Source organism: Silicimonas algicola (genome assembly GCF_003148765.1).
Classification (GTDB): Bacteria; Pseudomonadota; Alphaproteobacteria; order Rhodobacterales; family Rhodobacteraceae; genus Silicimonas; species Silicimonas algicola.
On sequence record NZ_QGGV01000003.1, the window covers coordinates 395,069 to 415,486 of the forward strand.

The 20,418-nt window shown below is 65.9% G+C and carries 22 protein-coding genes; 14 read left to right on the plus strand and 8 right to left on the minus strand.

Translation table 11 applies throughout. The features are described from left to right. Positions 1–86: 86 nt before the first annotated feature. Both C8D95_RS09340 and C8D95_RS09345 read right to left on the minus strand, forming a co-directional pair. Entirely contained in the window at positions 87–1,511 is a 1,425-nt protein-coding gene (locus C8D95_RS09340; RefSeq protein WP_109758900.1) for a UdgX family uracil-DNA binding protein, read from the minus strand. Next, the gene (locus tag C8D95_RS09345) at positions 1,511–2,746 is read right to left on the minus strand and encodes a putative DNA modification/repair radical SAM protein (RefSeq protein WP_109758901.1); all 1,236 of its coding nucleotides are present in this window, start codon (positions 2,744–2,746) and stop codon (positions 1,511–1,513) included. The genes C8D95_RS09340 and C8D95_RS09345 overlap by 1 nt, the downstream gene beginning before the upstream one ends. A gap of 117 nt (positions 2,747–2,863) precedes the next feature. Here C8D95_RS09345 and C8D95_RS09350 point away from each other — a divergent pair, with 117 nt between their 5' ends. The 3 genes from C8D95_RS09350 to rarD all read left to right on the plus strand — a co-directional run bounded on the left by C8D95_RS09350 (position 2,864) and on the right by rarD (position 4,542). Further along, on the plus strand, positions 2,864–3,106 hold the full coding sequence (locus tag C8D95_RS09350) for a hypothetical protein (RefSeq protein WP_109758902.1): 243 nt from the start codon (positions 2,864–2,866) through the stop codon (positions 3,104–3,106). Continuing rightward, on the plus strand, positions 3,093–3,551 hold the full coding sequence (locus tag C8D95_RS09355) for a host attachment family protein (RefSeq protein WP_109758903.1): 459 nt from the start codon (positions 3,093–3,095) through the stop codon (positions 3,549–3,551). The genes C8D95_RS09350 and C8D95_RS09355 overlap by 14 nt, the downstream gene beginning before the upstream one ends. A gap of 73 nt (positions 3,552–3,624) precedes the next feature. Continuing rightward, positions 3,625–4,542, plus strand: coding sequence for an EamA family transporter RarD (rarD, locus tag C8D95_RS09360; RefSeq protein ID WP_109758904.1), 918 nt, complete (start codon positions 3,625–3,627; stop codon positions 4,540–4,542). Here rarD and C8D95_RS09365 read toward each other — a convergent pair. After that, a complete protein-coding gene (locus C8D95_RS09365; RefSeq protein WP_109758905.1) occupies positions 4,464–5,042 on the minus strand; it encodes an LOG family protein in 579 nt (192 codons plus the stop codon). The genes rarD and C8D95_RS09365 overlap by 79 nt on opposite strands. Before the next feature lie 121 nt (positions 5,043–5,163). Here C8D95_RS09365 and C8D95_RS22500 point away from each other — a divergent pair, with 121 nt between their 5' ends. Beyond that, positions 5,164–6,594, plus strand: a complete 1,431-nt coding sequence (locus C8D95_RS22500) for a LysM peptidoglycan-binding domain-containing protein (protein WP_420902665.1) — start codon at positions 5,164–5,166, stop codon at positions 6,592–6,594. Between the two features lie 12 nt (positions 6,595–6,606). On the opposite strand, the gene C8D95_RS09375 is transcribed toward C8D95_RS22500, so the two are convergent. Further along, on the minus strand, positions 6,607–6,822 hold the full coding sequence (locus C8D95_RS09375; RefSeq protein ID WP_109758906.1) for a hypothetical protein: 216 nt from the start codon (positions 6,820–6,822) through the stop codon (positions 6,607–6,609). 101 nt (positions 6,823–6,923) lie between these two features. Here C8D95_RS09375 and C8D95_RS09380 point away from each other — a divergent pair, with 101 nt between their 5' ends. The 8 genes from C8D95_RS09380 to C8D95_RS09415 all read left to right on the plus strand — a co-directional run bounded on the left by C8D95_RS09380 (position 6,924) and on the right by C8D95_RS09415 (position 15,897). Then, on the plus strand, positions 6,924–7,850 hold the full coding sequence (locus C8D95_RS09380) for a LysR family transcriptional regulator (RefSeq protein WP_109758907.1): 927 nt from the start codon (positions 6,924–6,926) through the stop codon (positions 7,848–7,850). Between the two features lie 46 nt (positions 7,851–7,896). Next, entirely contained in the window at positions 7,897–9,756 is a 1,860-nt protein-coding gene (locus C8D95_RS09385; protein ID WP_109758908.1) for an ABCB family ABC transporter ATP-binding protein/permease, read from the plus strand. Positions 9,757–9,958: 202 nt separating this feature from the next. After that, the gene (locus C8D95_RS09390; protein ID WP_109758909.1) at positions 9,959–10,288 is read left to right on the plus strand and encodes a hypothetical protein; all 330 of its coding nucleotides are present in this window, start codon (positions 9,959–9,961) and stop codon (positions 10,286–10,288) included. Between the two features lie 36 nt (positions 10,289–10,324). After that, positions 10,325–11,239, plus strand: coding sequence for a cytochrome c oxidase subunit II (locus C8D95_RS09395; RefSeq protein WP_338143059.1), 915 nt, complete (start codon positions 10,325–10,327; stop codon positions 11,237–11,239). A gap of 104 nt (positions 11,240–11,343) precedes the next feature. Beyond that, positions 11,344–13,914: a cytochrome c oxidase subunit I gene (gene ctaD, locus C8D95_RS09400; RefSeq protein ID WP_109758910.1), complete on the plus strand. Its 2,571-nt coding sequence runs from the start codon at positions 11,344–11,346 to the stop codon at positions 13,912–13,914. Beyond that, on the plus strand, positions 13,911–14,315 hold the full coding sequence (locus tag C8D95_RS09405) for a hypothetical protein (protein WP_109758911.1): 405 nt from the start codon (positions 13,911–13,913) through the stop codon (positions 14,313–14,315). The genes ctaD and C8D95_RS09405 overlap by 4 nt, the downstream gene beginning before the upstream one ends. After that, complete coding sequence (locus C8D95_RS09410; RefSeq protein ID WP_109758912.1) at positions 14,312–14,881, plus strand: cytochrome c oxidase assembly protein; 570 nt, start codon at positions 14,312–14,314, stop codon at positions 14,879–14,881. The genes C8D95_RS09405 and C8D95_RS09410 overlap by 4 nt, the downstream gene beginning before the upstream one ends. Then, the gene (locus C8D95_RS09415; RefSeq protein ID WP_109758913.1) at positions 14,878–15,897 is read left to right on the plus strand and encodes a c-type cytochrome; all 1,020 of its coding nucleotides are present in this window, start codon (positions 14,878–14,880) and stop codon (positions 15,895–15,897) included. Before C8D95_RS09410 ends, C8D95_RS09415 begins: the two co-directional genes overlap by 4 nt. Before the next feature lie 11 nt (positions 15,898–15,908). Here the strand turns inward: C8D95_RS09415 and C8D95_RS09420 are convergent, their stop codons facing one another. Both C8D95_RS09420 and C8D95_RS09425 read right to left on the minus strand, forming a co-directional pair. Next, the gene (locus C8D95_RS09420; protein WP_206508486.1) at positions 15,909–16,760 is read right to left on the minus strand and encodes an SDR family oxidoreductase; all 852 of its coding nucleotides are present in this window, start codon (positions 16,758–16,760) and stop codon (positions 15,909–15,911) included. Then, entirely contained in the window at positions 16,757–17,164 is a 408-nt protein-coding gene (locus C8D95_RS09425) for a glucose dehydrogenase (RefSeq protein WP_241239865.1), read from the minus strand. The genes C8D95_RS09420 and C8D95_RS09425 overlap by 4 nt, the downstream gene beginning before the upstream one ends. A 175-nt stretch (positions 17,165–17,339) precedes the next feature. Between C8D95_RS09425 and C8D95_RS09430 the strand changes: the two genes are divergently transcribed. Next, positions 17,340–17,987, plus strand: coding sequence for a redoxin domain-containing protein (locus C8D95_RS09430; protein WP_109758914.1), 648 nt, complete (start codon positions 17,340–17,342; stop codon positions 17,985–17,987). Here C8D95_RS09430 and C8D95_RS09435 read toward each other — a convergent pair. Continuing rightward, the gene (locus C8D95_RS09435; protein ID WP_109758915.1) at positions 17,984–18,592 is read right to left on the minus strand and encodes a hypothetical protein; all 609 of its coding nucleotides are present in this window, start codon (positions 18,590–18,592) and stop codon (positions 17,984–17,986) included. The genes C8D95_RS09430 and C8D95_RS09435 overlap by 4 nt on opposite strands. Positions 18,593–18,745: 153 nt before the next feature. Between C8D95_RS09435 and C8D95_RS09440 the strand changes: the two genes are divergently transcribed. Beyond that, complete coding sequence (locus tag C8D95_RS09440) at positions 18,746–19,642, plus strand: BON domain-containing protein (RefSeq protein ID WP_241239866.1); 897 nt, start codon at positions 18,746–18,748, stop codon at positions 19,640–19,642. A gap of 165 nt (positions 19,643–19,807) precedes the next feature. On the opposite strand, the gene C8D95_RS09445 is transcribed toward C8D95_RS09440, so the two are convergent. Beyond that, positions 19,808–20,347: an EF-hand domain-containing protein gene (locus C8D95_RS09445; protein WP_109758916.1), complete on the minus strand. Its 540-nt coding sequence runs from the start codon at positions 20,345–20,347 to the stop codon at positions 19,808–19,810. Positions 20,348–20,418: the final 71 nt, after the last annotated feature.

Sequence of the window (20,418 nt, forward strand, 5' to 3'; positions counted from 1 at the left end):
GGGCCTTTTCGTGTCGACGCCTGCGGCGCCGACCCGCCGGGGGCGCTGCCCCCGGAGCCCCCGGAGTACTTGCGCCAAGAAGAAGATCAGGCGGCCTTCTGTTCGAGGAAGGCGCGGGCACGTTCGAGGTCAGCGCGGAAGCGTGCGGTCTCGGCCTCCCGCAGATGGTCGGGGATGCGCAGGATATAGCTCGGGTGGACGGTGACGAGGATCGGCGTGCCGTCCTCGGCCTGCTCGATCTTCCCGCGGCGCTTGAGGATGCCCTTTCGGCTGCCGGTCAGGCTTTCGAGCGCGGTGCCGCCCATGGCGACGATCAGCTTCGGCTTCACCAGCTCGCGCTCGATGTCGAGCCACCACTTGCATTGCTGGATCTCATGCGCGTTCGGGTTCTGGTGCAGGCGGCGCTTGCCGCGCGGCGTGAACTTGAAGTGCTTGACAGCATTGGTGACGAAGGCGGCCTTGCGGTCGATGCCCGCCTCCCCGGCGACGCGGTCGAGGAGCTGCCCGGCCGGGCCGACGAAGGGCTTGCCGGTCAGGTCCTCGCGGTCGCCCGGCTGTTCGCCCACGATCATCAGGGCGGCATCGCGCGGTCCTTCGCCGGGGACGGCTTGTGTCGCGTCCTGCCAGAGCGGGCAGCGGCGGCAGCCGTCGAGGGCGGTCTCGTAGTCGTCGCGGGTCTCGGGCACTTCGGCCATCAGTCGCTCCGTGATGCGCCCCGCGCGGACCGGGGGCAATGTAGGCAGCGCCTCAGCCATTTCGCGAGCTCGCGCTCGCGCGGTCGAGACCAGTTCCGGGATCAGCTCGGCCTCGGGAAGGTTCTTCCAGTACTTCTTCGGCATCTCGGACTGCATCGCCTTCACCATCAATCGCGCCGGATTGAAGATGTTCCGGAAATAGGTGCGCCAGAGGTCCTCGGTCGCGTCGGCGGGCAGGGGCGGCTTGTCCACGCCGGGAGCGAAGGCGATCTCGCCCGCCTCGAAGTGGACGGTCAACTGAGGGGTGAAGATCGTCCAGTCCATGTCGCCGAAGCGTTTCGCGAAGAAGGACGCGGTCGGCTCGGCGATGAAATGCGACGGCTCGAACCAGGCGGCGAAGCGGCGGCGCGAGGCCTCGGGGTCGCCGATCTCGCGGAAGCGGACGAAGGCGGTCATCTTGTGCTTGTCGCGGCGCACCTCCTTGGCCATCTTCTCCAGCCGGTCGACGCGGGGGTCGCCCCGGTCGTCGAGCACGCGCCGGTCGCGGATGACGGCTTGGAGAAGCCCGTAGAGCCGGGCAAAGCGTTCGGTGTCGGAGTGCCAGACGGCGTCGCGGGCCAGCGCGACGAAGGCTTTCGGGACAGTGGGGGCAGGGGCCGTCGGTTCCGGCAGCGGGGAGGCTGCGGCGAAGAGGTCGGCATCGGGTGCGCCGCGCGACCATGTGATGTCCTCGGGCGGGACGCCTGCGACCAGAAGGCGGCGCGCCTCGTCCCGCCAGGCCTCGAAGGTTCCGATCTCGGGCAGGGTGACGTGCATCAGATCAGGCTCAACTGTTCGGGCGGCGGCGCGAAGCGCGCGCGGAGGTCGGAGAGGTCGAGAAGTCCGCGCGGCGTCCAGTCGAGTAGCGAGATGAAGGGTTTCGCGTGGCGCAGGTTCGCCCCCATTCGGGTCAGGTCTTCGTACCGGACCGAGCGGTGACGGCGGGTGGCGAGGATGCGCTTCACGGTCTTGGTGCCGAAGCCCGGCACGCGAAGAAGCGTCTCGCGGTCGGCGCGGTTGACCTCGACGGGAAAGCGGTGTCGGTTCTGGATCGCCCAGGCCAGCTTGGGGTCGACGTCGAGGTCGAGGTTGCCGCCAGTGGTGGAGGCGGTGAGTTCGTCGAGGCCGAAGTCGTAGAACCTCAGCAGCCAGTCGGCCTGATAGAGCCGATGCTCGCGCATCAGGGGCGGCTTGATGAGGGGCAGGGCGGAGGAGGCATCGGGAATGGGCGAGAAGGCCGAGTAATAGACCCGCTTCAGCTTGTAGGCGGCGTATAGGCGCGTAGCCGATCCGAGGATGGTGGCATCGGTCGCGCCGTCCGCGCCGACGATCATCTGGGTGGACTGGCCCGCTGGGGCGAACTTCGGCGGGCGCTTGCCGGTGAAGCTTTCGTCGTCGCGGCTTTCCTTCAGCACGCGCACGTCGGCCATCGCCTTTCTGATCTGCTCGGGCTTCTTCTCGGGCGCGAAGGTGCGGACGGCGGTGTCGGTCGGAAGCTCGACGTTGATCGACAGGCGGTCGGCCCAGAGGCCCGCCTCCTCGACCAGTTTCGGGTCGGCGTCGGGAATGGTCTTGAGGTGGATGTAGCCGCAGAAACTGTGCTCCTGCCGCAGGGTCTTCGCGATGCGGACCATGTCGGCCATCGTGTCGTCCGGAGACTTGACGATGCCGGAGGACAGGAACAGGCCTTCGATGTAGTTGCGGCGGTAGAATTCGAGCGTGAGATGGACGACCTCCTCGGGCGAAAAACGTGCCCGCTCGACGTTCGACGAGACGCGGTTTACGCAGTAGGCGCAGTCGTAGATGCAGAAGTTGGTCATCAGTATCTTGAGAAGGCTGATGCAGCGACCGTCCGGCGCATAGGCGTGGCAGATGCCCGATCCGGTGACCGACCCCAGGCCCTTGCCGTCGCGGCTGTCCCGTTTCGCGCCCCCAGACGAGGCGCAGGAGGCGTCGTATTTCGCCGCGTCGGACAGGATCGCGAGCTTTTCCTCGAGGGTGCGCTTGGCCATATGTTCACAGTATGTTCTCGGACGGCCGACTTCAATAAACTGCGACACAGGTGAGCGGATTTCGGAACTGTGGCGGTGTCGTGCGGGTTCCTCCCTCAACAACGAAGGAGAAACCATATGGCAGAGAGAATACGGTCCAAGGACGGCAAGAGCGAAACGGACGAATTCGTCGAAGATATCGACACTCCGTCGCAGCAGGGCCGCGGACAGGGCAACCTTGAACGCAAGGTCGGCACCCGCGACGAGTTGCGGCAGCCCAAGGAAGGAGATGTCCGCACGAGGGTCCACAAGTCGGACGAAGAGGGCGAAGGCGACCTCGGCGGGCTTCATGGAACGGGAGAAAACGATGAGCGGTCTTGAGCACGGCACCTGGGTGCTGGTCGCCGACGGCGAGAAGGCGCTGTTCCTCGTAAACAACACCGATTCCGAAGATCCCTATCTCGAGGTCCGCCGCGAGAAACATCAGGACAATCCGCCGGACCGCGAGCAAGGCACGGACCGTCCCGGCCGCTTCAACGATGGAGGGCCGAACCAGCGGTCCGCGTTCGACGAGACCGATTTCCACCGTCTCGAGAAGGAGCGTTTCGCGGACGACTTGGTCGAGATGCTGTACAAGAGCGCGCACAAGGGCGAGTTCTCGAAGCTCGTGCTGGTCGCGCCGCCCCGTACATTGGGCGAGATGCGCGCCAAGATGCACAAGGAGGTCTCGGACAAGGTTGTGGCCGAGATCGACAAGACGCTGACCAACCACCCCATCGACGAGATCGAGAAGCTGGTGAAGGCGGAACTTGACGCCGCCGCCTGAGGCTTCCACGACTGGCGCGGCCCGTTCCTGACCGGGAACGGGCCGTTTCCCGTCCGAAATGCCCGGAGTCCCAATGCAACAGAGCGACCCGGCCGAGGTCCGAAGCGGCCTTGTGGCATTGGTCGCAGCCTGCACGATCTGGGGCTTTGCGCCGCTGTTCTACCGCTTGTTGCTGCACGTCCCGACGATGGACGTGCTGTCGCATCGCATCCTGTGGTCCTTCGTGTTCTTCGCCGTCGTACTGTGGCGGCGGGGCCGTCTGCCCGCCCTTGGTGCTGCGATCACCGACCGAACCCAAGTGGGCTGGATCGCGGTCGCGGCGCTGTTCATCTCGTGCAACTGGTTCTTCTACATCTTCGCGGTCCAGACGGGCCACGTCTCGCAGTCGAGCCTCGGCTATTATATCTCGCCGCTCGTCTCGGTGCTGTTCGGCTGGCTGATCTTTCGCGAGCGGCTCCTCGCGCTGCAATGGGCGGCTGTCGGGGTCGCGGCCCTTGCCGTGGCGCTATTGACCTGGGGATTGGGCGTGGCGCCGTGGATCAGCCTGCTTCTGGCCGTCTCGTTCGCCGTCTACGGCGTGGTGAAGAAGCGGCTGACGGTGGGCCCGATGGTGTCGGTGACGGCGGAGGTCGTCATGGTGCTGCCCGTCGTCCTGGGCTGGCTGGTCTGGCGCGGGGGCGGCGAGATCGCGGATGGATGGACCTTCGTCCTTCTCCTCCTCAGCGGTCCGATGACCGCGACGCCGATGATCCTGTTTTCCTATGCGGCGCAGCGGGTGCGGCTGTCGACGCTCGGCGTCGTGCAGTACATGAACCCCACGATGCAATTCCTGATCGCGGTCCTTGTCTTCGCCGAGCCCTTCACCTTCTGGCACGCCGTGGCCTTCCCGATGATCTGGGTGGCGCTTGCGGTCTATTCGGGAGTGGCGCTCGCGCGCGACCGGGCCGAGCGGAGGGCCTCGACGGCGGCGGGAACTGTCGGCACAGTCTGAACGAGGCGCAGGAGCGAGGGCGCGGCGAAGCCCTGGGCCACGATGTGGTCCAGAAGAGCCGTCAGCGGCCGCCAGAAGCCGTTGACGTCGATAAGGAGGATCGGCTTGGCGTGGAGGCCGAGCTGCGCCCAGGTCAGGACCTCGAAGAACTCGTCGAGCGAACCTGCGCCTCCCGGCAGCACCGCCACCGCGTCGGCGTTCATCAGCATGACCTTCTTCCGCTCGTGCATCGTCTCGGTCACGATCCGGTCGGCCGAAAGACCGCGCGGCGCTTCGCGGGACAGAAGGTGAACCGGGATCACGCCCAGGGTGCGGGCGCCGGCGTCATGCGCGGCTTCGGCCACGGCACCCATCAGCCCCACGTCGCCCGCGCCATAGACCAGCCGCCAGCCCTCGGAGCCGATGGCCCGGCCAAGGTCGCGCGCAGCCTCGAGGAAGGCGGGGTCACCGCCGGGGCGTGAGCCACAATAGACGCAAAGGGAATACGGTGCGCCGTCCATCGTTCATCCGTTCATCATGGGGTTTTGACCCCTGATAGCGGTGTTGATAAGGTCGCTCAAGCGCCGTTCCGGGACAGGCGCGCAACCGAGGGCCGAAGGCCCCGAGCGGGGAGTTGATCGCGTGAAGCCGATGTGGAGAGGCATCGTCGTCGTGGCCCTTGTGGGCTTCGCGATCCTTCTGACGTGGTGGTTGAGAAGTTCCGGTCCCGATGGGGTGCCGGAAGGATCGGCCGCGGTCGAGACCGCTCCGGCCACAGTCCCTGCGACGGGGTCCGAGGGCAGCGCCATTTCTGGCGACGCCGCGACAAGTGACGCCCCAATAGACGAGGCGACCGCTACGGGCAGCGCATCTTCCACGGATGGCTCCGAGGCCACCCTAGAAGCTGGCGAGGAAACGGCGGCGGTCGCGCCGGCCGCAGGCGATCCCGCGGGAGCGACCGAGGAGGTCGCGGAGGAATTCGGCGAGGCGGCCTCCGACATCGGCGGCGCTGCCAGCTTCGACATCGTGCGCGTCGAACCGGGAGGCTCGACCGTCATCGCAGGCACCGCCACACCGGGAGCGACAGTGGATCTCGCGCTAGACGGCGAGACGGTGGGCGAGGCGACGGCGGACGGCTCGGGCGGGTTCGTCATTTTCGCGGACCTGGGCGCCTCGGACGCGCCGCGCGTGCTGACCCTGACCGAGACGCGGGAAGACGGCGAGACGGTGGAGGCGCCTGCCTCGGTCATCCTCGCCCCGATCGAGGAACTGGTGGCGGAGGCGCGGCCGGCAACCGCTCCGGCGGCCGGCGGCGAGGCGGTCGCGTCGCTCGACGCGGAACCGACGACAGCGCCCGACGTCGCGGGCGTGGAGCAGACGGGTTCGGCACCCAGGCCTGCTGCGTCCACCGAGATCGCGGATGGGTCCGCGCCGGAAGCTCCGACCGATGCGCCCGAAGCGGCCGCCCCTCCGTCGCCGGATGCCGCCCCCGGTGCGCCTGCGACCGAGACGGCTGCGGTGGCTCCCCGTGCGCCTGCGGTGCTTCTGGCCGACGAAACCGGGGTGCGCGTGCTCCAGAACCCGGGCGACGCCCCCGAGGCCATGGACAACGTCTCGATCGACTCGATCAGCTACGACGCCGAGGGCGAGGTCTCGCTTGCAGGCCGCGGGACGGGGACGACGTCGGTCCGCGTCTACCTCGACAACAAGCCGGTGATCGAAACGGCCATCGGCGAGGGTGGCCAGTGGCAGACCGAACTGCCCGAAGTGGACACCGGGACCTATACCCTGCGTGTCGACGAGATCGACGCCGAGGGCCGCGTCGTGTCGCGGGCCGAGACACCGTTCCGCCGCGAGTCCGTCGAGGCGATCCGTGCGCTCGACCAGAGGCCCGTCACCGCGCTCGCGCCCGTGTCGCTCATCACGGTCCAGCCCGGCAACACGCTCTGGGGGATCGCGCGCGAGAAGTACGGCGACGGTCCGCTTTATGTCCGCGTCTTCGAGGCCAACACCGACCGGATCCGCAACCCGGACCTTATCTATCCCGGCCAGATCTTCACGGTGCCCGACTGAGAGACGTGCCGATCAGAGACGTCCCGAGAAGTACAACATCGCCGCTCCGAGACCCTCGTCGGACGTGAACGCGCCGGGGTGGCGGTCGGCGAGGTCCAGGACGAACGCCAGCCGCTCGCGCGTCTCCTCCGCCTCGCGCGGAAGATCGACGGCCGCCTCGGTCCGCTGCCGCCCGTCCAGACCCTCTCTCGAGGCGAACCAGCCCGGGTAGATCGACGTCGCCATCATCTCAGCCTCCTTCAGAGCCTTGTGACTAAGGCCTATGTGGCTTTTGGCTTCCGTGGTATCCGCTACGGCGTTGGATCGCTCTACAGAAGTGTCGAGCCGCGATGAACTGGTCGGATGTCCGCGTTTTCCTCGCCGTCTACCGAGAGGGATCGACGCTGGCGGCGTCGCGCCGGCTGGCCCTGTCGCAGCCGACGGTCGCGCGCCGGATCGATGCGCTTGAGCACGAACTGGGCCTGACGCTTTTCGAGCGCGACACGCGCGGCTTTCATCCGACACCGGCCGCGCGCGGATTGTTGCCGCAGGCCGAGGCTCTGGAGGTGTCGGCGGAGGCATTGGAGGCCGCCGCACAGAAAGCGCGGCGGACCGAAGCGCAGCCGATCCGCATCACGGCGCCCCGCAGAAACTTCTCGCCGATATTTTCGGGCATCCTGTCCGAATTCAGCCTGAAGCATCCGGACGTCCGGTTCGAGCTGATCTCGAGCTACAAGATCCTCGACCTCGCTGCGGGCGAAGCCGACGTCGCGATCCGCATCGCGCCGCGGATCACCGATGACCGGCTGATCTGCGCGAAGCTCACGGATGTGAAGTCGACGCTATTCGCCTCTCGAGGATACGCCGCCCGCCACGGTCTTCCGGTCTCGCCCGAGGAGTTCGCCGGTCACTCCTTCATCATCTACGATCCCGCGCCAGCGACCCTGCCCCTGAACCGCTGGCTGGTCGAGAGGATCGAACCCTCGCAGATCGTCGCGCGCTGCGGAGACGTCGAATCCGTCACGGCCAGCATCGAGGCCGGGCTCGGCATCGGTCCCTCGACCATCGCCTTCGCGACCGATTATCCGTCTCTGGTGCGGTGCTTCCTGCCGCCCGAGGGCACCGACGTATCCTCCTGGCTCGTCATCTCGCCCGACGTCTATCGGCGGCCCGAGGTCCGCGCCTTCGCCGCGTACTTCGCGCCGCGCTTTCGGGCCGCCTATACCGCGATGCGCGAGAAGGCGATGATCGACCAGACCTATGTGCCGGGCGCCTGATCGCCGCATCTGGCCAAGCCGAGGCGAAGCGCTTAACTAGGGCCCGATGTCCGCCTCTCCCTCCAATCGAACCGGCCGCCGCTCGGGCCTGTCCATCATCCGCAAGGTCGCGCCCTACCTTTGGCCCGACGATATGCCCTGGGTGAAGCGCCGCGTTGCTCTGGCGCTGTTCGTGCTGCTTCTGTCGAAGGTGATCGCGGTTGCGACGCCCTTCTTCTACAAGGCCGCCGTCGACGCGCTGGCAGGTGAGGGGACGGATCCGGCCTGGGCGCTTGGCGCGGGGGCGGTCGGTCTTACGGTCGCCTACGGCGTGGCGCGGCTCATGTCGAACGGCTTCCAGCAGTTGCGTGACGTGATCTTCGCCGCCGTGGGGCAGCGTGCGCTGCGGATGCTGGCGCTCGAAACCTTCCAGCACATCCACGCGCTTTCGCTGCGCTATCACATCACGCGCAAGACGGGCGGGTTGAGCCGGATCATCGAGCGGGGCGTGAAGGGTGTCGATTTCCTTCTGCGCTTCCTGCTGTTCTCGATCGGGCCGCTGGTCCTCGAGCTTCTGATGATCGCCGTCGTCCTCGCCTGGGTGTTCGACATCTGGTATCTGGCCGTCGTCTTCGTCACCATCGCGCTCTACGTCTGGTTCACCTTCGCGGTCACCGAATGGCGCGTGAAGATCCGCAAGGAGATGAACGACCAGGACACCGACGCGAACCAGAAGGCCATCGACAGCCTCCTGAACTTCGAGACGGTGAAGTACTTCGGAGCCGAGGCGCGCGAGGCCGAACGCTATGACGGCTCGATGGAGCGCTATGTCGCCGCCGCCCTGAAGACGAACTATTCGCTGGCCGTCCTGAACTTCGGACAGGCGCTTCTGATTACCGCAGGCCTCGTCGTCGTCATGGTGATGGCGGCCATCGGCGTGGCGAACGGGGCGCTGACCGTGGGCGATTTCGTCATGGTCAACGCCTACATGATCCAGATCACCATGCCGCTCAACTTCCTCGGCACGGTCTACCGCGAGATCCGGCAGGCGCTGGTCGACATGGCCGAGATGTTCGAGCTTCTCGAGCAACCGGCCGAGGTTCAGGACAAGCCCGACGCGAGGGCTCTGCGGGTCGACGGCGGGGCTGTGCGCTTTGACGACGTCGTGTTCGGCTATGACGCCGAGCGGCCGATCCTGAGGGGCGTCACGCTGGATGTGCCAGCCGGCCAGACGGTCGCCATCGTCGGGCCGTCGGGGTCGGGCAAGTCGACCATCGGGCGGCTTCTGTTCCGGTTTTACGACGTGAACGGCGGCGCCTTGCGCATCGACGGGCAGGACGTGCGCGACATCACCCAGGAAAGCCTTCACAGGACCATCGGCGTGGTGCCGCAGGACACCGTTCTCTTCAACGACACGGTCTATTACAACATCGCCTACGGCCGCCCCGAAGCGTCTCGCGCGGAAGTCCTCGAGGCCGCGCGCGCCGCGAAGATCCACGGCTTCATCGAAAGCCTGCCCGAGGGCTACGACACGCAGGTCGGCGAGCGCGGGCTGAAGCTGTCCGGCGGCGAGAAGCAGAGGGTGGGCATCGCGCGCACCCTTCTGAAGAACCCGCCCATCCTTCTTCTCGACGAGGCGACAAGCGCTCTCGACACCGAGACCGAGCGCGAAATCCAGCGCGAACTCAAGGCCATGGGCGAGGGGCGAACGGTGCTGACGATCGCGCACCGTCTGTCGACCATCGCCGACGCCGACCGCATCGTCGTGCTGGAGGACGGTGTGATCGTCGAGGAGGGCACCCACGATGCGCTTCTCGCCAGTCAGGGACGCTATGCCACGCTCTGGGCGCGGCAGGGAACCGACGACGACCACGACGCCGCGCCCCGGGTCCGCGACATCGAGGAGCGCGCGGTCGCAGAGGGCTGAGATTTCGGCACGGTCCGAGGAGTAGCGGGTCGCTCCCGGAGGAGGACGGTCGCACCGACAATGGACGCCGCCGCACCGAGTGCTTCCCGCTGGCCCGGACGCCGACTGTCTTACCCCCCCGAGCCGCAATTTCCGCCTCATGCAAGCACGGCGGGAACAACACGCCGCTGTTCCTGTTCATGCACGTGAACGAGGAGTGGACATGAGCAATATACCCGACAAAGGAACCCGGCGCTCGGGCGCAGCGGCCGTCGTGCGGCTGCGCGATCGGATTGACAAGGGTGAAACCGGCGACAAGGTCGCGTTCTCCGATCCCGCCGCCGCACCACTTGGAACCGACGCGGAAGCCGGGGGACATTCGCCCACGGTTGCCGAGGCCCGCATGGCGGATGCCAAATCTCGGGCGCCGTCAGCGGACGAGGACCCGATGCGCCCGCCGGAGCACCGCGAGTCGTCCCGCAACGGTCTCGCCATGTGGATCCTGGTCGTCGCCGCGGTCGCTGCGCTGGGCCTGGCCCTTCTGGCGCTCTAGGGCCGCTTGCCCTTTCGCGCACTCATATCACCCCCTTTGGCAGGCCTTGCAGCAGCGCAAAGGCTATCCTTTCAGAGGATCCGCGGACGAGGTCTCAGGACGACCGCCGCCGCGCTTGTCCTGAGCGGCTGTTCAGGTCGCCAATCGGTTCTGGATCCCGCCGGCTCGGACGCACAGGCGCTTTTCACGCTCTTCGTCTCGCTGCTTGTGGGGGCCGCGATCCTCTGGGTCGCCATGAACGGGCTCTTCTACTGGTTCACCAGAAGGAGCACCGGGACATTGCCCGAACGCTCGGGAAGAATGCTCATTCTCTTTGGCGGCGTCATAGCCCCGACGGTCGTCATCGGGGCCGTGCTCCTCTGGGGACTCTCGCTCTTGCCCGACCAGCGGGCACCGGGCGACGGCCTGACCGTCTCCGTGCTCGGTGAGCAATGGTGGTGGCGCGTGGAATACACGATGGAGGGCGTCGAGGGCTCCGTCGTCTCCGCCAACGAGATCAGACTGCCGACAGGTCAGAGAACCGACCTCAGACTGACGTCTGACGGCGTGATCCATTCCCTCTGGGTGCCAGCCCTGGGCGGCAAGATGGACATGTTTCCCGGTCGCGAAACCCGCATGAGCCTGGAGCCTGTGGAGCCAGGGATCTATCGCGGTCAGTGTGCGGAGTTCTGCGGCGCAAGCCACGCCTGGATGGCCTTCATGGCAGTCGCCATGATGCCCGAAGACTTCGCGACCTGGCTCGAGGCAGAGGCCCAGGATGCCGCCGAGCCGCAGAGCGACGCCGCCCGGCGGGGGTTGGCCGTCTTCCAGGCAGCCGGCTGCGGCGCATGCCATACCGTGCGCGGCACACCGGCTGTCGGCAAGGTCGGCCCGGACCTGACCCACGTCGGCTCGCGGCTCACGATCGGGGCAGGGCGGCTCGGCGCCACGCTCGACAACATCGAGCGCTGAATCGCCCACACCGACGATCTGAAGCCGGAAGTGCAGATGCCGCCGTATCCGGAACTGTCTCCGAGACAGAGTGCGGACCTCGCCCGATATCTCAAGGAGTTGAAATGACGTCGCGCTCCCTCAGCCCCCTGCGGCCAAAGCCGGAAGGCCCGTTTCCTCCGACCGAGGCGATGCTGGACGAGCAGGCGCCTCAAGGTCTCGACAGCGATAGTGCGAACCGTCTTCGGGAGGTCTGGAAGACGCCGACCGGATGGCGCTATTGGTCGGCGGTCAACAATTCCGAGGTCGGCAAGTGGTATTCGCTGACGGCCTTCTTCTTCATGCTCTGCGCCGGGATCCTCGCACTTGCGATGCGGGTCCAGCTTGCCGCCCCGGACATCGAGGTCATGTCCGCCGACCGCTACAACCAGTTCTTCACGATGCACGGCTCTGCGATGATGTTCCTCTTCGCCGTGCCGATGTTCGAGGCCATCTCGATCATCCTGCTGCCGGGGCTTCTGGGCGCGCGGGACATGCCTTTCCCGCGCCTTTCGGCCTTCGGGTACTGGTCCTTCCTGATCGGCGGGGTCTTCGTCCTGGGCTCTCTGCTGTTCGACGCGGCACCGAGAGCGGGGTGGTTCATGTACCCGCCCCTGGCCACCGAAGACGCCGGGCCGGGAAGCGACATCTGGCTTCTGGGTCTCAGCTTCATCGAGGTGGCCTCGATCGCGGCGGCGGTGGAGCTGATCGTCGGCACCCTGAAGTGCCGCCCGCCGGGGATGCGCGTGAACCTGATGCCGCTCTATGCGTGGTACGTCCTCGTGGTCGGAGGCATGATCCTATTCGCGTTTCCGCCCCTCATCGCCGGCGACTTCCTGTTCGAGCTCGAGCGCAGCTTCGACTGGCCGTTCTTCGATCCCACGCGCGGGGGAGACCCGATGCTGTGGCAGCACCTTTTCTGGATTTTCGGGCACCCCGAGGTCTACATCATCTTCCTTCCGTCCATCGCGATCGCGGCCATGATCGTGCCGACGGTCGCGCAGAGACCGATCGTCGGCTACTCGTGGATCGTTCTGTCGGCCGTCGGGACGGGCTTCCTCAGCTTCGGGCTGTGGGTCCATCACATGTACACGACGGGCCTACCGACGCTGTCGCTCGGCTTCTTTTCGGCGGCGTCCGAGGCTGTCGTCATTCCCACCGGCGTTCAGCTCTTCGCATTTCTCGCCACCCTCATGGCGGGGCGGATCCGTATGATCCTGCCGATGCTGTGGATTGCCGGCGCCCTGGCGATCTTCACCATGGGAGGATTGACGGGCGTGATGCTGGCGCTCGCGCCCTTCGACTTCCAGGTTCACGACACGTACTTCGTGGTGGCCCACCTTCACTACACGCTGTTCGGCGGCATGGTCTTTCCGGTGATGGCGGGGGTCTATTACTACTATCCCTTCATCGCCAAGAAGACGCTGTCCGAGCGGCTGGGACGCTGGGCCTTCTGGCTGATCTTCACCGGCTTCAACGTGACCTTCCTGCCGATGCATCTGACCGGGCTTCTGGGCATGCCGCGACGCGTCTACACATATCCCGAAGGTCTGGGCTGGGAGGTGACCAACCTCATCTCGACCGTTGGGGCCTTCGTCATCGCGGCGGGGTTCGCCGTCTTCGTCTGGGACCTGCTGCGGCCCAAGGGCAGCCAGCCGCTCTGCCCCCGCAATCCCTGGAAGGCGGGAACGCTGGAGTGGGCGCACGACGTGCCTGAAGAGCCCTGGGGGATGCGCTCGATCCCCTATATCTCCACACGCTATCCGCTTTGGGAGCAGCCCAAGTTTCTCGACAGGGTCGAAGAGGGACGCTTCTATCTGCCTGACGCCGAAGAGGGCCTTCGCGAGACCATCGTCACTTCGGTGATCGACGCGAGGCCGATCCTGGTGCAGCGCGTGAACACGCCGACCTGGATCACCCATATCGCAGCCGTCTTTACCGGGGGCGCCTTCATCTTTCCGACGTTCCACCTCTACACACCGGCCATCGTGTCGGGTGTGCTGGCCGTCTGCGCGATCCTCTACTGGCTCTGGACGACGACCGCGCGGCCACCGGAAGCCGACATGAAGGACGTGGGCCTCGGACTTCGGCTGCCCACCTACGTCTCGGGTCCGGAGTCCTGCGGGTGGTGGGCCATGTGGATCACGATGCTAGGGGACGCCACGGCATTCTCGTCCATCGTGTTCGGCTTCTTCTTCTACTGGACGTCGAATACCGCCTTCCCGCCGCCGGACGCTCTCCATGCCGGGGCAGGCGCCGTAGCGGTGGCGGCGGCGGCGTTTGCGGCAGGATGGCTTCTGACGATTGCGGCGCGTTTCACGAACCGGCGGGGCAGGGTGGGAGCGGCCCGCGCGGCATTGGCTGCGGGCGCGCTTTCGACCTGCATCGGGGCGGCTGCTCTGATCGTCTCCGTTCTTCCTCTCGATCCGACGTCCCATGTCTATCCGGCCCTGATGTGGGCGCTGATGGTCTGGATCGTGGCGCACGCCGGAGTCGGCCTGGTGATGCAGCTTTACTGTTTGGCGGGAAGCCTGACCGGCAAGATGACGCCGCGCTACGAGGCCGACATCTGGAATGTGAGCCTCTACTGGCACTTCTTCGCGGTGTCCGCCCTGGTCGCCTGCGCACTCATGGGTCCGGTGGCGAGGTTGCTGTGACAGATCAGGGACATCAGACGAACCAGGATCGCAAGGAATTCTCGGATGAAGCCGGCAGCCTGTGGCGGATTGCGCTGGCGCCCTCGGTCTGGGCCGGACACTTCGTGCTTTGCTACGCAAGCGTCTCGCTTGCCTGCGTGCGCGGGCTTCTTCCGATCGAGGCCACACGTCTGTCGCTGATCGCGGTTTCGGTCATCGTCCTTGTCGTCTTCGTATGGCAGGGCTGGCGGGCCTGGAGACAGTGGGCGCCCGAACGGGGGCACCCCTCCGCGCTGTCGGAAGGGAAGGCCGAGGACCGTCACCGTTTTCTCGGCCACGCCACATTCCTGCTCACGCTCATCTCGGGCATCGCCACCGTCTACACGACCTTGCCGCTCCTCCTGCTCGAGGGTTGCAGATGAGACGGTTGGCCCTTCTCTCTGGTCTCGCCCTGCTCGGGGTCCTCTGGCTCCTGCCGCTCGACGACTGGTGGCCGGCCTTTCCCGTCCACATGCTGCGGCACATGGGCCTTGTCGCGGTCGCCGCCCCCTTGCTGGTGGTCGGAGCCCCGGACCTGTCGCGGAAGCTCGCGGCGCCGCCTCTCGCCGCCGCGGTTGTCGAGTTCGTGGTGGTCTGGGCGTGGCATTTGCCGGCTGCACATGCCCTGGGACGCACGGTGGCCCCGGGATACATCTTCGAGCAGGCGAGCTTCCTTGCCGTCGGCCTCTTCGTCTGGGCCGGGTGCATCCGCGCCGAGAACCCGCTTTCGGGCGCGGCGGACCTTCTGATCACGTCGATGCACATGACCCTTCTGGGCGCTCTCCTGATCCTGGCGCCCCGCGACCTCTACTTCGAGATCTGCGGCACCGCGCCCGACCTCGCGGGGCAACAGTTGGGAGGCATGCTCATGCTGGCGATCGGCACCCCGGCCTATCTCGCGGGCGGGCTGATCCTGACGTCCCGCGGCCTCCAGGAGACCCCGGCATGAAGCGCGCGCTCGTCATCTTCTCGGTGATCGTCGCCCTCGGGCTGGCGGTCGGCATCGGGGTGGTTGGCCTTGGGCTCTACAACGTGTCCGCGACCGCCGGGCATCTTCCCGGCGTCGCCTGGGTTCTCCACACGACGTTCAAGAACTCCGTCAGCTTGCGCGCGCCGCCCGAGAACGAGGTGCCCCTTCTCGATGACCCGGACCTTGTCGCTCTGGGAGCGGGGCACTACGCGACGGGCTGCGTTCCCTGCCACGGCAGTCCCGACGAGCCCGCACTGGCGTTCTCCGACGCGATGCTGCCCGAGCCGCCGCCGATCAAGCTTGCCATCGCCGGATGGAGCCCGAACGAACTGCACTGGGTCGTGGAGAACGGCGTCAAGATGTCCGGGATGCCGGGCTGGCCCGCACCGGAGCGATCGGACGAGGTCTGGGCTGTCGTCGCATACCTTGAGAAGGTGAAGGAGGATGACGCGCCGCCGCTTCCAAAATCGACGTCCGAGAGCATCGCAACGTCCAGCGTGGCCTATTGCGGCTCGTGTCACGGGACCATCGATGGCCTCGTCCCGCGTCTGGACATCCAGGACGCCGAGTATCTGCGGGAAGAACTGCGCGAGTACGTGACCGGTGTGCGTCTGAGCGGCATCATGCAGCAGGCGGCGAGCGTTGTTCCGGTGGAAGACCTTCCGCGGCTGGCAGAACATTTCGCGGCGACGATCAACGAGGCCCCGGACCCGCTGCCTGTTCCCGTCGCCGGCGAGCGTCTTGCGAACCGCGGCACGCGCGAAGTGCCGGCCTGTACCGCGTGCCACGGACCGGGTGCCTCGGCGGATGAGACGCTTGGCCCCCGGCTGTCCGGCCAACACCGTGCTTTTCTCGAGACGCAGTTGCGGCTGTGGAGGGACGGCGTGCGCACGGATTCGGCGAAGATGGTCGCCGCCGCCCGTGCCCTGAGCGACGCCGACATCGCGCTTCTTGCGAAATGGTACGCCAGCCAACCGGCGGATGGCGAACGATAACGGTCGCCGCGTCAGTCCGCGACCATCGCGCCCCCGTCGGGGTGCAGGACGTGACCGGTCATGAAGGACGCATCCTCGCAGGCGAGGAACAGGATGGACGGCGCGACTTCGTTCGGCTGTCCGGGACGGCCGAGCGTGCTGCTCTTGCCGAACTCCTTGACCTTCTCCGGCGGGAACGAGGAGGGGATGAGCGGGGTCCAGATGGGACCGGGCGCCACGCCGTTGACCCTGATCCCCTTGGGCGCGAGCTTGTGGGCGAGGGTGCGAATGAACGACAGGATGGCGCCCTTCGTGGACGCATAGTCGATCAGCATGTCCTGCCCGCGGTAGGCGGTGACCGAGGTGATGCCGACAATGCTCGCACCTTCCTTCAGGTGGGGCAGGGCGGCCTGCACCATGAACATCTGGCCGAAGATATTCGTGCGGAACGTGTCTTCCATCTGCTTTTCGGAGACGTCCTCGAACTCGTCCTGCGCGTGTTGCTCGGCGGCGTTGTTGACGAGAACATCGAGACGCCCGAAGCGCTCGACGACCTTCGATACGGCATCCATGCAGAAGTCGCGCTCGCCGACATCGCCCCTCAGCGACATCGCTTCCGCGCCTTCTTCGCGGATCGCCTCCAGTGTCGCCTCAGCGTCCTCGTCTTCGTTCTTGTAGAGGATGGCGACCGCGGCAGCGCCCTCGCGCGCAAAGAGGACGGCGGCCGCGCGGCCGATGCCGGAATCCCCGCCCGTCACGATCGCGACGCCCCCGTCCAGCCGGCCCGCGCCCGGAAAGCGCGGATGGTACTCCGGCTTGGGCGACATCTCGCTTTCGAGACCGGGCTGCTGGTCCTGCACGCGGTCGTCCGAATACTGCGTCATCGATAATGCTCCGTGTGGGTCCGCCGACTCCGCATCAGGACCGGCACTGTTGCGAGGATGAGGAGAAGGATCACCGTCGGGGCCACCAGGCGTGGCACTTGAGCCCACCAGTCCATGCCCTTCTCCCAAAAGGCCCAGACCACCGTGAAGGCATAGGTGGCAAGGTAGATCCAGAGCGCGTTGATCGACGGCCGTGCGAGGAACCAGGCCGTCAGGCACAGCCCGACGCCTGCTATCGCGTAGTACCAGCTTCCTCCCAGGGCGATGAGCCAGAGACCCCCGCCGAAGATGAGGATGCCGAAGATCGCGACAACGACCGCCAGGACCACTGTAGCGATGTAGCCAGCGGAGTGCCTCGTGCCGCGACGCGTGTCGATGTGCGGGTTCGTGGTTCCATGGGTCATCTGGGGCTCCATTGGCAATAAGTGCTTGGCCTTCGAACAACATACGGACGGAGATGTTCCCGAAGGCTTGGGCCGCCGACGGGGCGTTGGCCATGATCCGGCTCGGACAGCGGCGGTGAGGAACATCGCAGCGTCGGCTCTGTTTCTGCGATCATCGCCATATCGGAGGTAAGCCATGCAGGAACAGTTCGCTCCCGGGACGACATTTCCGGACTTCGTTCTTCCGGACCACACAAAGACGAAACGCAGGCTTTCGGACCTTCAGGGCGATCAGCTTATGGTGCTGTTCCTGACAAGGGGCTTCTTCTGCCCCAAGGACCGGCAGCATGTACTGGAGCTGGTGCGCTTTCATCCGCAGATGGTGGTGGGTTACACGCAAGCCGTGACGATCACGACGGACGACTGGCACACGACCAACAACTATCGGCAGCAGACCGCCGCGCCCTGGCCCTTTCTCTACGACGAGGATCGGGTGGTGCAGAAGCAACTCGACATCAACGAATACACCGACACCCAGCATGACGTCATGATTCCGCACACCGTCGTGCTCGGACGCGACCTGCGGGTCCACAAGGTCTACAACGGGTATTATTACTGGGGCAGGCCCTCGATGTCCGAGTTGCACTCCGACCTGCGCGACCTCGCCCGTCAGACCTACGAGGATTGGGACATCACCAAGCCCGCCCTCCGGAAGAAGTGGGACGAGGGCGACATGTCTCACTTCTATCCCTACGGCGACGACTCGGTCTCGATGCACGAGCTCATGCTCGAAATGGCGGGGGCCATCGACCAGTACGCCGGAAAGGCGAAGCACACGGGCTAGTCGCCCGCGGCATCGTAGGACAGCGAACGGACAACGCTCATCAGGCGCCGGACATTGCGACGGCTACGGATCTGTCGCGTTCTCAACGTCTCGGGGGCGAAGTCCGGTCCGCTTTGTCCGAAGCGGACGCGAAATTGGCGCGATGCCCCAACCGGCGTGTCCGTCGCCGCCGTTTCGGCCAACACGGACAGGGTAACGCGAGCTATCTCGTCAGGCCGGGAAAGGTCCGAGGAAAGCCATTCGGCCAATTCCCTGCGATCGCAAATCTTCGAGAAACCTCCGCTGCTCATGGGTCCGTGCGTGGTGACCATGGCTGCCTCTCCGCTGCTTGGATCGACGTTTTCGCATCGATCCGTCAGCTCCAGAACGCGGGTTTTGGTGCCGGCCTCCACCTCGGCGACGATGTCCGAAATGAAGATCGGTTCGAGGCCGAGGTTCGAGACGAACATGGTGCCATCCGCACTTTGGGAGATGTGGATATCGGACCTCCTCTGGCGTCGCAGGCTCTGAGCGAAGACATGCAGATAGGCGATCCATATCACCGTCATGGCGGCGTCCAGAGCGAGCCTCAGCACCTCGCCGTTCTGCGAAATCCATTCGCTCATTGGCCTTGTTTTTCTGGGTTCATCATTGGCTTCCCAACATCGAACCCGGTCCGTGGTTCCCATCATTTGGGCCGGGACCGATGCAGCGGAACGGTCAGGAACATCGATGCTTGCCTCCTGTTCTGGTGGGACAAAGCCAGAGGAGGCAACGCAATGAGACGTCAATCACGCGAGCCGCAAGACAACGGCAGGGAAAACTGGGATCGCGACGACAACCGTCGCCAGCAGATGCGCGGTGCCGGGTCCGAGTACGACCGGTCCGACGAACAGTATCGCTCCAGGTCCATGAGCGGCCAGGACATGCGGGACGATGACCCGCAACAGGGGTCGTCCGGCGACTATGGCCGGTCCGATGATGGCCAGTACGACGGCCAGCTGCCGGGTCGCTACGGTCAATACGGCGGCCAGGAGCGGGGCGGTTATGGCCAATATGGCGGTCGCGAGCAGTCCGGCAGTTTCAACCAGGGCCGTGGCCGGGACTACTCCGGACGCGTCAGTTCGCCGGGACACTCGGGAGGCTATGAAGTGAGCCGCCGGCAGGATCCGGGCTATCGAGACGACGACGCCGACCGGGGCTACTCCAGCAGCGGCGGGGGCTACTCCGGCGGCGGCGGGGGCACCATGCAGGGTGGGGGCCAAGGCTCCCGCGGGTACGGAAGCGGCGCGGGAGGCGCTTATGGCGGAAGTGGATACGCCTCCGACTTCGCAGGCGGCGGACAGCCCTCGTCCGGAGAACGCCAGAACCACCGGGGCCGCGGTCCAAAGGGCTACAAGAGGTCCGATGACCGCATCAGGGAGGACGTCAACGACCGGATCACGGACGACGGCTCTCTCGACGCCTCAGATATCTCGGTCGAGGTGAGCGACCAGGAGGTCACCCTCAACGGTACGGTTCAAACGCGTTGGGAAAAGCGCCGGGCCGAGGACTGCGCCGAGTCGGTCAGCGGCGTCGGTCACGTCCAGAACAACCTGCGCGTGAAGTCGTCGAGTGACGAGACGACCGCCAGCCAGGCGTCTTCCTCCTCCGACGGGACCAAGAGGTCGCGGTGACCTGTATTCCAAATCAGGGTGAAGCCTGAACCCGAATTGGTGGCGGCCGGAGCAACCCGGCCGCTCCTGCGTTTGCCCAAGTCGTTTCGGCAGCTTCGCGAGACAAGCGAAAGAAGCACGGGCTGCGCCGCCGGTACGACCGATGCGGCGCAGCCCGATGTCGCGTCAGAAGTCCCAGAAGCCCTCTTCCCCGTAATCGTCGCAGTACGCCGAAGCTTCGGTTTCCTCGAGGTTTCCGCTCTGGTCCGCGTCGTACCGGCCATAAACGCCCTCGTTGAACTCTTCCTGCGAAAGGTCGCCGCTCGCATCTGCGTCCCACTCGTCGAACATTCCGTTCTCGTCCATTCCTGCCGAGAACTCATCCTCGCTGAGGTCGCCGCTCTGGTCGGAGTCCCAGGCCGTGTAGTCGTCGCTGACAGAAAAGCCGGCCTGCTGTTCCTCTTCCGAGAAGGTGCCGCTGTCGTCGCGGTCATAGCCCCCGTAGAGACCGGTGCCGACCTCGTCCGAAGACAAGGAGTCACTGGTGTCGACGTCGGCATTCCCGAACCAGCCACGCTCATCGTTGGCCACTCCGAATTCGTTTTGATCCAGCATCGCGTCGCTGTTGGTGTCCCAGTCGCCATGGCAATCAGCCATCGCGGGAGTGACGCCGAGGGCCACCACCAGAACGGACGCGGTCGTCAGGTATTTGGAGATCATCTTCATCTGCTGTTCCTCCTATTGGATTGCAAAGGCCTATCGTGGGCAGCGCGCCCACAGGCACTTCGGGAACGTCG